Origin of the sequence: Anaerococcus martiniensis (assembly GCF_043187485.1) — a bacterium.
Taxonomy (GTDB): Bacteria; Bacillota; Clostridia; order Tissierellales; family Peptoniphilaceae; genus Anaerococcus; species Anaerococcus martiniensis.
Window position 1 is genome coordinate 424,394 of sequence record NZ_CP171106.1, and the last position, 13,334, is coordinate 437,727.

Here is a 13,334-nt window from a genome sequence, read left to right on the forward strand (position 1 = left end):
TATATTATTTATTCCTTCCTAGTAATTTATTATATACATACCCTTCTCTTACACCTGTTTGGCTTATATTTATTGTATCGCAATAAAAATATTTAGACAAACGGTTTAGTATTATCATACCCGGAAGCAGCGTATGTACCCTATCTGGTTTTACTGCTAGGATGGCATCTAAAATATCTCTAGGCTGCCTGTCTATAACTTCCTTAATCATATCATTAAGCTTACTTGCATCCATAACTGTATTGTAATTTGCTTCATCATAGTAATCATTATAAAATTTTAAAGTAGCACGGGCTGTACCACCTACTGCACAAAGTAAATCATGGTCTTCCCTGTACATTTTATTTGATTCAAGCAAGGATTTTACTTCTGTATCTATATTTTTTTTCTCATCCTTATTTACAAATAAAGAACTAACATAATCATTAAAAGCAGAAAGAGAACCAATAGAAAGAGATGTTGATTTTATAACCTTATTTTGATCAATAATTACAACTTCAGATGAACCACCACCAATGTCAGTAAGAACCCCACGGGAAACTTCTACTGAAGAGCTTGCACCTATAAAGGCAAGTTTAGCTTCTTCTTCTCCACTTATAATTTCAATATCTAGATCAAGTTCTTCTTTTACTCTGAATAAAATTTCAGTCCTATTTGCTGCATCACGGATTGTTGCAGTTGCAAATGGATGTAGTTCGTCAATATCACCAAAATTATCCACTACTGCCTTAAAAGTGCGAAGGGTTTCAATCAATCTTTGGATACCTTTTTCTGATAAGACTCCATTACTTACATAAGTTTTTAGGGAAGCTTGTTCCTTTTCGTTAAATAAATTTGTAACTTTATCGCCAGATATTTTGAAAACAGAAAGTCTAACGGTGTTTGAACCGATGTCTATTACTGCATATATCATCTTAAATCTCCTTTAGTTCTAAGTTGTAATCACAATCTAAAATATGATCTACAATCTGCTTATTCTTTTCATTTACTTGGGTCATAAAAATATTTATACTTGACTTATTATCCTCATCAAAATTAACTTTTTTGCTGACATTATGAGCTGGATTAATAATGTTAGCCTTATAATTCAAATTTTTTATTATAGCATTCTTTATAATTGGATAGTGGGTGCATCCAAGAATAATATTTGGAATTTGCTTTTGATTGGCAATTTCTAAATATTGGCTCAAAGCCTGATCAAGTTCATCTCCACTTAATTTTCCATCTTCAATAAGTGTAACCAATTTTGTGGCAGGAATTTCAAAAACTTTACTTGATGAATTCTTTTCAATTTCTTCTTTATATATATGGCTGTCCACAGTTGCCGTAGTTGCAAGCAGGCAAAAATCACCCTCATATTGCAAGGCATTTTCTACACCAGCCCTAGTTATTGGGTAAAATTTCTTTTTATATTTATTTTCCAAATATTCAGTTGCAATTGTTGAAATTGTATTGCATGCAATAATGTATTGGTCTATATCATACTTTTCTAAATATTCGACTATCTCATCGGCAAGCTTTAGAATTTCATCCTTAGACCTGCTGCCATAAGGAGCTCTTTTGCTATCTCCTAGGTAAAAATAATTTGCATTTTTTTCACTAGCAAGCTCTTTTAAAACAGTTAGTCCACCAAGACCAGAATCAAATACACCAATATTTGTCATAATAATTCAACCTTTTTTACAAATTCGTACTTTTTACTCATTTTTTTATAGGCAAATTCAAGGCTTTCATCATCCATAAATATTCCAAAAATAGATGCTCCACTGCCACTAATTAATGTAACTTCTGCCCCATAATCTAGGAATTCGTACTTAAGGTCTAGTAAATGAGGGTACATATCAGTAACCACATCTTCCATAACATTTTCAAAATAAAAAATAGCTGAGTGGTCTCCTTTTTTTAGTTTTTCAACAATCAAGTCATTTTCTACATGACCAAAATCTCTAAGTTTTTTATAAACTTCAGCTGAGGATATTTCTGTGCCATCATTTACCAAAAGTATTTTCATATCAAGATTATTTTCAAATGGGAATAGTATTTCCCCAATCCCTTTTGCTCTAGCTGGTGAATTTTCAAAGAAAAATGGTATATCCGCTCCAAGTTTTTTTCCTATTTCCATCATTTGTTTTTTTGATAGATTTAGATTCCAAAGCTCATTTAGACCCTTTATCATTTCAGCTGCATCAGTCGATCCACCTGCAAGTCCTGCTGCAAGGGGGATATTTTTCTTTAAGTAAACATCCACACCTGGATTTTCAGTTTTTTCTTTTAAAATCTCCCAAGCCTTATATATCAAATTGTCCTCAACTGGACAAATTGTTTCAAGATTTGATGAGTAGTTAAAAATTCCCCTATCATTTGGAATAATTTCAAGCTCGTCAAATAAGCTTATGCGTGCCATAATAGTATCTATCTCATGATAACTATCATCACGTTTGTATAAGCTATCCAAAGTTAAATTAATTTTTGCAAAACATTTTCTATTCATTTTAACCTCAGCTACAATTATAACAAAAATTATCAATTTTGAGCAAAAAAAATAATATGTTTATCCCACATATTACCCACACACAAATTAATAAACGTTCAATTTTCAATATTATTCAATGTTTTTGGTGCAGGATAGAAGACTTGAACTTCCACGACCTAAAATCGGTCACAAGATCCTTAGTCTTGCGCGTCTGCCAATTCCGCCAATCCTGCGTAAATACTAAATTATGATACACCCAAAAACAAAAAAAGTCAAATAAGAGTTGCCCCTTAAATGACTTGTGATAAGAATTGCTGGCTACGTTCGTTTTTTGGATTTGCAAAAAAATCATATGGATCATTACTTTGTTCAACTATGTGACCCCCATCCATAAAAACAACCCTGTTTGAAACTTCACGGGCAAATCCCATTTCATGGGTAACGACAACCATGGTCATACCTTCATTTGCTAATTCTTGCATCATTTCCAAAACTCCACCAACCATTTCTGGATCAAGGGCACTTGTAGGTTCATCAAAAAGCATTAGTTTTGGATTCATCATAAGAGCTCTTGCAATTGCCACCCTTTGTTTTTGACCACCAGAAAGGCTAACTGGATATACATTTTTCTTTTGACTTAGGCCAATTCTTTCAAGAAGTCTCATTGCCTTATCATTTGCTTCTTTTTTTGTCATTTTCCCTCTCATAACTGGAGCTAGAGTTAGATTTTCTATGATTGGCATATTTGAAAATAGGTTAAAGTTTTGAAAAACCATGCCCATTTCTTCTCTAAGTTTATTGATGTCTACATTTGCATCATTTATCTTCTTATCTTCAAAAAATATTTCTCCTCCATTTGGTTTTTCTAAAAGGTTTAGGCATCTTAAAAATGTAGATTTCCCTGAACCTGATGGGCCAATGATTGAAATTACATCATTTTTTTCAACTTCAAGGCTTACCTTATCCAAGACTTTTAAAGGACCAAATGATTTTTCCAAATTATTTACTTTAAGCATATAGGTACAACCTTTCTATTTTCTTAAATATTTTTTCTATTAGTAAGACGATTATTAAATATATAATTGCTGCTGAAAAATAAGCTGTTGCTGCATCAAAGGTCTGACTAATTACAATAGAAGCTCCGCGTGTAAGGTCTGCTAGTCCTATAAATCCTGCAATTGAAGTTTCTTTAAATAATGTAATTACTTCATTGCCTAGGGCTGGTAGTGAGTTTTTAAGTGCTTGAGGCATTACTACTTTTTTCATGGTTTGAAAATTGCTGAGGCCAAGGCTTCGTGCCGCTTCTTTTTCCCCTTTTGCAACTGAATTTATCCCACCCCTAAATAGTTCTGCCATATAGGCTGATGAGTTTAGTCCAAATGAAATAATTGCTACCCAAAGCAGGCTATCAAAATTTACTAAAATTACATTAAACATTATTAAAAGCTGGATTGTAGAAGGGGTGCCACGGATAATTGATACAAAAATATTAAATATTTTATCTAATATTTTTATAAGTATGCCTCCAAAACCTACATTCTCACCAGCCATTTCAATGCTTGCTGCTCTAACTAAGGCAATTATAAGTCCAAGGGCAAAGGAAATAATTAAGGCACAGATTGTTACAATTACAGTGATTTTTAGGCCATCTAAAAGATATTTGTAAGCACCGTTATCAATAATATTTGATTTAAATCTACCAAAAATACCAGTTCCACTTTCAGAAACTTCTTTTTTTTCATATTTTGCCATAATTTTATCAATTTCACCGGATTCTTTAAGGGCTGCTATGGCTTCATTCATTTTTTCAAGCAGCTCTGGATTATTTTTATTAACCGCTAGGGCATATTCTTCTTCCAAATAAGGAGTGTCGATGATTTTCAAATCCTTATTTGCATTGACATAATTTTCTGCCGTATGCTTATCTAGGATTACTGCATCGATTTTTTTGTTTTGTAAGGATAGAATAGCGTCTGGTACCTTGTTAAAAGAATTTACATTTTCTTCACCAAAGTCATCTTTTGCTATGGTATCGCCTATTGTCCCGAGTTGAGTCCCAATTTGGGCTCCATCATTTAAATCTTCTACTTCTTTAATCTGAGAATCTTTTCTAACTATTACAATTTGACTGGTTTTTGTAAAGGAATCTGTAAAATTTACTGACTTTTTACGTTCTTCAGTTACAGTAAACCCAGCTGCTCCCCCATCCATTTTCCCTGATTGGATACTGGCAATAATAGTGTTAAAATCCATATCATGGAGTCTAACCTCATAACCCAAATAATCTCCAATTGCCCTTACAATATCAGGATCAATTCCAACTATTTCATCATTTTCATAATATTCATATGGTGGGAAATCTGCACTTGTTCCAAAATCTATTACACCATCATCTACTAGTTCATCTGCCGCTAGGGATTTAAATGGTAAAAATAATACCATAATAAAAATTAATGCTAGCAGACTTTTCTTTTTACTTTTCATTTATACTCCATTCTAACTTAGCTTTTCTAAGACAAAGGCAATTTGTCTTTCTACTTCTTTTTTAGCTGGCCCGCCTAAGGATTTTCTCTCATTGACACATTTTATTATATCAATTTCTTGGTAAATGTCTTCATCAAATAAATCTGATTCATCTTTATAGATATCTAGATCAATTTCATCCAAAGTTTTGTTATTTTCTATGCCATATTTTACAAGTCTTGCTGAAATATGGTGGGCGTCTCTAAAATTTTCTCCTTTATTTACCAAATAATCTGCAAGGTCAGTTGCATTTAAAAAACCATCTTTACAAGCTTCTAGCATTTTTTCCTTATTTACTTTTAGGCTTTTTATTTGCCCTGCCATAACTTGTAATGAAATTTTTATTATATCCACACTATCAAATATTGATTCCTTATCTTCTTGCATATCCTTTGAATAAGCTAAGGGCAATCCCTTTAGCATTACAAATGACTGATTCATATTTCCTATAAGTTTTGCTGACTTACTTCTAATAAGCTCAGCCATGTCAGGATTTTTCTTTTGAGGCATAATGGATGATCCTGTGGAAAATTTATCATCTATACTCACAAAATGATATGGCTGGGATGACCAAATAATCAATTCCTCAGAAATCCTTGATAAATGTATGCCAATTATTGACAAAACAGACTGCAATTCTAAAATGTAGTCCCTGTCACTAACCGCATCCATAGAGTTTTGCATTAGACTTTCAAACCCTAATTCTCTTGCAGTAAATTCTCTATCAATTGGATAAGTTGTTCCAGCTAAAGCACAGGCTCCAAGTGGTGAAGAATTTATTCTTTTTTTTAAGTCTTCTAATCTTTCTAAATCCCTAAGTCCCATCATGGCATAAGCCATCAAATGATGGGCAAAGGTAAGTGGTTGGGCTGCTTGCAAATGTGTGTAGCCGGGCATAATAGTTTCTTTATTTTTATCAGCTACTTCACACAATATTTTTAAATATTCTTTTAAAATTGAGCCTATATTTTCAACTTCATCCCTTAGATGTAATCTTAAATCAGTTGTAACTTGGTCATTTCTTGACCTAGCTGTGTGCATTTTCTTGCCAACTTCACCAATTTCTTTAATTAAAGCTGATTCGATAAAGGTATGGATGTCTTCACTAGACCAATCAATTTCTAACTTACCATCTAAAAGTTTTTGCTTGATTATCTGAAGCCCTTTAATTATTTCGTCTGCCTGATCAGCTTCTATAATCTGAGTTTCTTTAAGCATTTTTACATGGGCAATAGATCCTTTTATGTCATCGAAAACTAATCTTTGATCAATTTTAATTGATGAATTGAATTCTTCTGCAAATTTATCCAAGTCCCCAGATAGCATTCCGCTCCAAAGTTTCATTTTACTTTTTCTCACCTTCTTTCAATGCCTTTGCATATATTTTTGTGCTAAGTCCAAATAAATTTATAAATCCAGTCGCATCTGATTGGTTATAAACATCATCCTCTTCGAATGTTGCATATTCTTCTAGGTATAAGGAATTTGTTGCAAATATTCCAGCTGTTTGCATTGAACCCTTATATAGTTTTACTTTTACTTTTCCAGTCACATTTTCTTGAGTTTTTTCTATAAAAGCATCCATGGCTTCTTTTAAGGGTGTCATCCATTTTCCAGCATAGACTAAATTTGCATAGTCTAAGGCCATTTTTTGTTTGTATTGGAGAGCATCAGGGTGCATGGTTACTGATTCTAATTTTTCATGGGCAAAGTGTAAAACACTTGCTGCAGGATTTTCATAAAGACCCCTTGATTTCATTCCTACCATCCTGCTTTCTACAATATCATCTATGCCGATTCCATGTTTGCCAGCTATGACATTTAATTTTTTGACTAATTCAGCAGCCTTTAATTTTTCACCATTGATAGCAACCGGATTTCCTTTTTCAAATCCTATTTCAATAATTTCTGCCTCATCCATTGCTTTTTCAGGAGGAGTTACCCATGATAATATTTTTTCTAAATCAGCTGGATTTTTCGGATCTTCTAGGTCCAGACCCTCGTGGGATAGGTGCCAGATATTTTCATCCATTGAATAATCTTCATCTTTTTCTACTTTTAGAGGGATTCCATGCTCTTTTGCGTAAGCTTCTTCTTCACTACGGCCTTTTATATCCCAAAATCTCCAAGGTGCAATAACTGAAATTTCTGGAGCAAGAGCCATAATAGAAAGTTCAAAACGGATTTGATCATTACCCTTACCAGTACAGCCATGGACAATAACATCTGCATTTTCTTTATTGGCAATATCTACCAAAACTTTTGAAATTAGTGGTCGAGCTATGGCCGTTCCTAATAAATATATATTTTCGTATTTTGCCCCAGCTTTTAGAGATTTAAAGGCATAGTCTTCTATAAACTCTTCTTCTACATTAACATTATAAAACTTACTAGCTCCTGAAGATAAGGCTTTATTCTCTAGGGCATCTGGATTTTCTACTTGACCTAGGTCTACTGATACACAAATGACTTCTTTTACACCATTTTCTCTTAGCCAAGTCACCATTACTGATGTATCTAGGCCTCCAGAATAGGCTAATATTACTTTGTTTGCTTCTTTTAAAACTTCGTATTCGTTTTTGATCATAATATCCTCCATAATTTTTTTTAAAATATAGTCATTTGTGTATATTTAAGGCAATAAAAAAAGCTTTCATCCCCAAAGGGACGAAAGCTCGTGATACCACCCAAATTTATTTATTTTTCGCAAAATAAACCTCATCAAGTACAAATAATACTCTAACTCTATAACGGGAGTTCCCGAATAAATCTCCTTGTATCGACTTATTAGCTCAGAGGTTCTTTTCTTTATCTAACCACTTATCCCCTCTCACCATCCAGGATTCGCTTTAAGCTTTTTAGATAAATACTCTTCTCTTCAACACATTTTTAAGACTAATATTCTAATTAAGGTCATTTTAACCTTTTTTTCTTGCTTTGTCAAATTTTTTAAATATTTAATGTATGGAGTATGTGATTTCTGTATTCTGTAAACTCTTTAGCTGTCCTATCCCTAGAATAGTCCATATCTATATTTACAATTTCTTTTATTTCTCCAGGTCTTGGTTTCATAACTATGACCTTATTTGACATATAAATAGCCTCATCTATGTCGTGGGTTACCATTATCATCATGGTATTATTTTCCTGCCAAAGTTTTAAAAGCTCATCTTGCATATTCATTCTTGTAAAAGCATCTAGGGCCCCAAGTGGTTCATCAAGTAAAAAAACTTTTGGTTCGTTAATCATAGTTCTTATTAATGCTACTCTTTGAGCCATACCACCTGAAAGATGGTGGGGATATGCGTCTTTAAATTCTATTAGTCCAACTTTTTCTAAAAGGGCATCAACTTTTTTATAATCCACATTATTCTTTAAATTTCCAGAAAAAGCTACATTTTCTTTTACTGTAAGCCATGGAAATAGTGTTGGTTTTTGAAAAACCATACCCCTATTGCTATCAGTGCCTTTAACTTCTTGGCCATTTAATTTTATAGATCCACTAGTTGGTTCAATTAATCCTGCAATCAATCTTAAAATTGTAGACTTACCACAGCCAGAAGGACCTACTATAGAAACAAATTCTCCATCATTTATTGTAAAACTAACATTTTGTAAGGCATGGGTTACCATTTGGGAATCAGGGCTGATAAATTCTTTATTAATATTTTTAAAAACTAATTCACTCATTAATTAACCATTCCTTCTTGCCAAATTAAGGCACGATCTCTAAGTTTTCTTAAAACCCAGTTTACAAATAAAAATGTCAAACAAATTATAATTATTGCCCCATACATATTTGAATACTCTGCCCAAGATTTCTTCCAGTTGATATACCATCCAAGGCCAGATTCTACCCCCATCATCTCTGCAATAAGCAATGAAGTACAAGCTGAGCTCATGCCGGCGGTTAATCCTTGGAAAATGTTTGGAAGGGCTGAAGGTATTGCAATTTTTCTTATCAATTGATTTTCGCTTGCTCCAAGTGTTTTTGCTGCCTCATAGTAAGATCTATCAACATTACGGATACCTGTCATAGTTGCAAGGGTTACTGAAAACCAAACACCAAGTGCAATTATAAATACTGCTCCCTTAAAAAGTGTAGTTGCTAAAACCATTACTACTGGTAGCCAGGTTGTTGTTGGTATTGGTCCTAATATTTTCATAAAAGGCTCTACCCAATATGAAACTTTTTTGGAGTATCCACATAATATACCAGTAAGTAGTCCTAAAAGGCTCCCAATAAAATATCCGATAAATAGCAATTTTAATGATGAAAAAGTAGATTGCAGTATGTAGTCGCTATCTTTAACAATTGCATTAAAAATCATATCCGCATATGGAAAATATGGCAATCTTAATTTTTCTGTTTTTAAAGTTAAGATGTCAAGACCCATCAGAATTAGTAATATTAAACAATAAAATGGTGCCTTATATATTAAATGTTCTCTTAGTTTTTTATTTTTTATAGATATTAAAAGGCTTAAAGTATAGATTCCAATTAATATCCACAAAAATCCATTATAAAAATTTGTCTGTTTGGCTGTTGGCCTGTGGTTTGGTAAATAAACATATTCAAAAACTGCTATAAGCCCCATAATTATAGGTAATATCAGTTTTATAATATTTATTATCCTTCTATTTTTTTTAGTAGATGGATTTTGCCCATCAAGTTTATCGTATCCTTGATGAGCATTTTCCTTCATATTTTGATTTTCTTTCATGACTTAAAAATTTCTATTTTATATCGCTATCTTTTAATCCTAGATTGTTCCAGTAATTTGAGATAAATTCTTCTTTTGTGATTTCTGAATCAATGATCCCTAAGTTTTTGTAATCTTCGATTACTGTTTCTAATGTTTTTTCTGTATCATCTAGTGTTACTGCCCAGTTGTATGATTCCATCATCTCTACAGCTGCATCAAAGTCTCCAGATGCCCAGTTATTGTCAAATAGAATTTGTGCTGCTTCTTCAACATTATCTTCAATCCATTTTTGTGTAGACAATACTGCTTCATTGTAAGCTTTTGCCATTAGTGGGTTTTCTCTTACAAAGTCACCGTTTAGTGCATTTACACAGCAAGCTTCATTTTTGAAGTCTTCGTCAAATGATAATGATCTAATTCTTTTTAGGGTACCATCTTCTACAAATTTGTTTGCATATTCATCAGATAGGATTGCCCCTTGCACTTCTCCATTTTCCATTGATTGAACGATTGCTGATAATTCTACTTGTTTATATTTAACTTCTTCAGGTGTGATGCCATCATTGTTAAAGAATCTTATTGCAATATTGTGATCTGCTGTTCCGATTGCTCCTGGGAAAGCAACAGTTTTTTCTTTTAGTCCTTCTGTATCATTAATTTCATCATTATTAAGTACATAAAGAGATTTACATCCAGTGTGAGCTCCTGATGCAAAAACTGCGTCAATACCATTAACTGTTGGTGGTACAAATTTTGCAATGTGACCAATTGTAGCATCTGCTGTGTGTGTACCAATTGCGTCTATATCACTTTCTACATTGATAAATTCTACTTCGATTCCTCTTTTTTCAAATTCTCCACGTACACTTGCAATCCCTGGTGCACCTGTACAAATACCACCATTATATCCAACTTTGATTGGCTGTCCGTAGTGTGGCTCATCTTCCATTTTGCCTGTTGTTTCTACATTGTTATCTTCATTTTTATTATCTTTTGCTTCTTTGCCTGTATTTTCTTCTACAGTTTCTGGATCTTTTTCATTTACATTTTCAGCTGATGTATCTGTATTTGTATCGCCTGCTGGCATTTCTGCTTGGGTTTCTTCTTTTTTTGCATCTTGGTTATTGTTTACACATGCTGTAAAAGATAGGGCCATTGCTAAAATTAATGCTGTTTTTTTGAAATTGTTCATTTTTACTCCTAATATGTATAATTTTCAGTTTTTTGCACAAAAAAACCTGTAAAAAATCTTTACAGGGTTCTCTCTTTTATAAAATTAATCTTTAAAGTATTTTACTTATAGATTAGTTAAAAAAGATCGCACTTTCCCCGTTAAGAAAGCAAACTTTCTTTATGAGCCTAAAGTGTGTACTAAGGAAAATCCTATCTCTAGACAATCTATATAGTAAAATAATATATTAAAATGATTTCTAGCAAGTGTACTTAATTATCTATTAGATAATTTTGCTATCAATCAAATATATCACTTGTAATATTTAAACATATAATTATTTTTATGTCAATATTTTTAATTTATATTTGTAATTAAAGATAAAAAAACGAAGGACTGTTCCTTCGTTTTCTTACTTTTATTAGATAAATAATCCAGCAAATACTACTGAAACTATTGTCATAAGTTTGATTAGGATATTTAGTGATGGTCCTGATGTATCTTTAAATGGATCACCTACTGTATCTCCTACTACCGCTGCTTTGTGAGCATCAGATCCTTTTCCGCCTTCTACACCAGATTCGATGTATTTTTTAGCATTGTCCCAAGCTCCACCAGCGTTTGACATAAATATAGCCATCATTACACCTGTTACAAGTGCACCTGCTAATAGTCCACCTAGAGCGTAAGGACCTAGGAAGATTCCAACTAAGATTGGAACTACTACTGCTAGTACCCCAGGAATAATCATTTCTTGAAGTGAAGCTGTTGTTGAGATATCGATACAATTTGCATAGTCTGGGTCTTTTTCTCCAGCTAGGATTTTGTCATCTTCTCTAAATTGTCTTCTAACTTCTTCAATCATTTGGCTGGCTGCTTTTCCTACTGAGTTCATAGTTAGAGCTGAGAATAAGAATGGTAGCATACCACCTATGAACATACCTGCAACTACTCTACTATCTAGGATAGAGATAGCTTCAAGGTTGATTGATTCAGCATATGTTATAAATAATGAAAGTGCTGTTAGGGCTGCAGAACCGATTGCAAATCCTTTACCAATAGCTGCTGTTGTGTTACCAATTGAGTCAAGTCCATCTGTAATATCACGAACATTTTCTGGTAGGTAGCTCATTTCTGCTATACCACCAGCATTGTCTGTGATTGGGCCGTAAGCATCTACTGTTACTGTTGTTCCTGTAATTGAAAGCATACCTACTGCTGCAAGAGCAATACCAAATACTCCCATTAGTTTAAAGGCAACCATAATTGCAATAGCGATTACGATAATTGGGAATACTGTTGAAAGCATACCTGTTGAAAGACCAGCAATGATGTTTGTTGCAACACCTGTTGATGATTCTTTTGAGATATATTTTACGTGTCTATATTTATCTGAAGTGTAGATTTCTGTTAATAGACCGATTAAGATACCTGCAATTAATCCTGTAATTACTGCAAAAGCTGCGCTAAAGTTACCAAAATATCTATTTGATAGGATAAGTGCACCGATTAAAACGATTGCTCCTGAGATATATAGTGTACCCATTAATGATTTTTGTGGGTTAGCGTGTTTTCCTACTAAGAATACAATTGAAGATACGATTGATGCAACGATTCCTAGGGCTGCTAAGAAAAGTGTAAATTGAAGTCCTTCTTCAGCAAAGTAAACTGCACCAAGAGTCATTGAAGAAATGATAGCACCAGCATAAGATTCAAATAAATCTGCTCCCATACCAGCCACATCCCCAACATTATCTCCTACGTTATCAGCAATAACTGCAGGGTTTCTTGGGTCATCTTCTGGAATTCCAGCTTCTACTTTACCTACAAGGTCAGCACCAAGGTCAGCAGCTTTTGTGTAGATACCACCACCAACTCTTGCAAAAAGAGCAACTGATGATGCACCTAATGAGTATCCCATAAGTATAGTAGGGTCTTTATAGTAAAGGTAGGTTAAAATAATTCCTATAAATCCAAGACCAGTTACAGCCATACCCATTACTGAACCACCAGAGAAAGCTACTTTTAATGCTCCATCTTGGCCTGATTCGTAAGCTTGGTTTGCACATCTAACGTTAGAAGCAGTAGAAACTCTCATTCCTATAAAACCTGCTAGCATTGAAAGAATAGAACCTAGTAAGTAGCAAAGCATAATTTTAATATTTAAAAATACTGCTAGTAAGATTGCTACTATAACAACGAAAATTGCGATAAATTTGTACTCTCTTTTTAGAAATGTCATCGCACCATCTCTGATATAGCTTGAGATTTGTAGCATACGTTCGTTACCAGCTGATAATGGGTTGATTTTTTGAGTAATTGTAAAAATCATGAAAATTATCGCCAGTATTGCTACTATCAAAGATAAAATCTCTACAGACATATGTCCTCCTTATATAATTTTTATATTTATATTGTAATATTAAAATAAAATATTACAATCATAAACCAGTTAAATAAT

Annotated in this window: 11 protein-coding genes, 1 tRNA gene and 1 other annotated feature; all 12 genes read right to left on the minus strand. The window is 33.2% G+C overall.

The window, feature by feature from the left end:
- Positions 1 to 4: 4 nt before the first annotated feature.
- Positions 5 to 913, minus strand: coding sequence for a Ppx/GppA phosphatase family protein (locus tag ACF3NF_RS02155; RefSeq protein ID WP_394023802.1), 909 nt, complete (start codon positions 911 to 913; stop codon positions 5 to 7).
- 1 nt (position 914) lies between these two features.
- Complete coding sequence (murI, locus tag ACF3NF_RS02160; RefSeq protein ID WP_394023804.1) at positions 915 to 1,664, minus strand: glutamate racemase; 750 nt, start codon at positions 1,662 to 1,664, stop codon at positions 915 to 917.
- Positions 1,661 to 2,491, minus strand: coding sequence for a 4-(cytidine 5'-diphospho)-2-C-methyl-D-erythritol kinase (ispE, locus tag ACF3NF_RS02165; RefSeq protein WP_394023806.1), 831 nt, complete (start codon positions 2,489 to 2,491; stop codon positions 1,661 to 1,663). The genes murI and ispE overlap by 4 nt, the downstream gene beginning before the upstream one ends.
- Before the next feature lie 125 nt (positions 2,492 to 2,616).
- Positions 2,617 to 2,706, minus strand: a tRNA-Leu gene (locus ACF3NF_RS02170).
- A 57-nt stretch (positions 2,707 to 2,763) separates the two neighbouring features.
- Positions 2,764 to 3,489: an amino acid ABC transporter ATP-binding protein gene (locus tag ACF3NF_RS02175; RefSeq protein WP_394023808.1), complete on the minus strand. Its 726-nt coding sequence runs from the start codon at positions 3,487 to 3,489 to the stop codon at positions 2,764 to 2,766.
- Positions 3,482 to 4,957, minus strand: a complete 1,476-nt coding sequence (locus ACF3NF_RS02180; RefSeq protein ID WP_394023810.1) for an ABC transporter substrate-binding protein/permease — start codon at positions 4,955 to 4,957, stop codon at positions 3,482 to 3,484. The genes ACF3NF_RS02175 and ACF3NF_RS02180 overlap by 8 nt, the downstream gene beginning before the upstream one ends.
- 12 nt (positions 4,958 to 4,969) lie before the next feature.
- The gene (gene argH, locus ACF3NF_RS02185; protein WP_394023812.1) at positions 4,970 to 6,340 is read right to left on the minus strand and encodes an argininosuccinate lyase; all 1,371 of its coding nucleotides are present in this window, start codon (positions 6,338 to 6,340) and stop codon (positions 4,970 to 4,972) included.
- A 1-nt stretch (position 6,341) separates the two neighbouring features.
- On the minus strand, positions 6,342 to 7,583 hold the full coding sequence (locus ACF3NF_RS02190; protein ID WP_394023814.1) for an argininosuccinate synthase: 1,242 nt from the start codon (positions 7,581 to 7,583) through the stop codon (positions 6,342 to 6,344).
- Between the two features lie 73 nt (positions 7,584 to 7,656).
- Positions 7,657 to 7,887: a binding site (T-box leader), on the minus strand.
- A 58-nt stretch (positions 7,888 to 7,945) separates the two neighbouring features.
- A complete protein-coding gene (locus ACF3NF_RS02195; protein ID WP_394023816.1) occupies positions 7,946 to 8,686 on the minus strand; it encodes an ABC transporter ATP-binding protein in 741 nt (246 codons plus the stop codon).
- A complete protein-coding gene (locus tag ACF3NF_RS02200) occupies positions 8,686 to 9,720 on the minus strand; it encodes an ABC transporter permease (protein WP_394023818.1) in 1,035 nt (344 codons plus the stop codon). Before ACF3NF_RS02200 ends, ACF3NF_RS02195 begins: the two co-directional genes overlap by 1 nt.
- 13 nt (positions 9,721 to 9,733) lie before the next feature.
- The gene (locus ACF3NF_RS02205) at positions 9,734 to 10,894 is read right to left on the minus strand and encodes an ABC transporter substrate-binding protein (RefSeq protein WP_394023819.1); all 1,161 of its coding nucleotides are present in this window, start codon (positions 10,892 to 10,894) and stop codon (positions 9,734 to 9,736) included.
- Between the two features lie 400 nt (positions 10,895 to 11,294).
- A complete protein-coding gene (locus ACF3NF_RS02210; RefSeq protein WP_394023821.1) occupies positions 11,295 to 13,256 on the minus strand; it encodes a sodium-translocating pyrophosphatase in 1,962 nt (653 codons plus the stop codon).
- Positions 13,257 to 13,334: the final 78 nt, after the last annotated feature.

What these genes read in the sequence shown, in the direction of transcription:
- argH (WP_394023812.1), bottom strand. Translation starts at nt 6,340, where the DNA reads ATGAAACTTTGGAGCGGAATGCTATCTGGGGACTTGGATAAATTTGCA.
- ACF3NF_RS02175 (WP_394023808.1), bottom strand. Translation starts at nt 3,489, where the DNA reads ATGCTTAAAGTAAATAATTTGGAAAAATCATTTGGTCCTTTAAAAGTC.
- ACF3NF_RS02155 (WP_394023802.1), bottom strand. Translation starts at nt 913, where the DNA reads ATGATATATGCAGTAATAGACATCGGTTCAAACACCGTTAGACTTTCT.
- ACF3NF_RS02210 (WP_394023821.1), bottom strand. Translation starts at nt 13,256, where the DNA reads ATGTCTGTAGAGATTTTATCTTTGATAGTAGCAATACTGGCGATAATT.
- murI (WP_394023804.1), bottom strand. Translation starts at nt 1,664, where the DNA reads ATGACAAATATTGGTGTATTTGATTCTGGTCTTGGTGGACTAACTGTT.
- ACF3NF_RS02190 (WP_394023814.1), bottom strand. Translation starts at nt 7,583, where the DNA reads ATGATCAAAAACGAATACGAAGTTTTAAAAGAAGCAAACAAAGTAATA.
- ACF3NF_RS02200 (WP_394023818.1), bottom strand. Translation starts at nt 9,720, where the DNA reads ATGAAAGAAAATCAAAATATGAAGGAAAATGCTCATCAAGGATACGAT.
- ACF3NF_RS02180 (WP_394023810.1), bottom strand. Translation starts at nt 4,957, where the DNA reads ATGAAAAGTAAAAAGAAAAGTCTGCTAGCATTAATTTTTATTATGGTA.
- ACF3NF_RS02205 (WP_394023819.1), bottom strand. Translation starts at nt 10,894, where the DNA reads ATGAACAATTTCAAAAAAACAGCATTAATTTTAGCAATGGCCCTATCT.
- ACF3NF_RS02195 (WP_394023816.1), bottom strand. Translation starts at nt 8,686, where the DNA reads ATGAGTGAATTAGTTTTTAAAAATATTAATAAAGAATTTATCAGCCCT.
- ispE (WP_394023806.1), bottom strand. Translation starts at nt 2,491, where the DNA reads ATGAATAGAAAATGTTTTGCAAAAATTAATTTAACTTTGGATAGCTTA.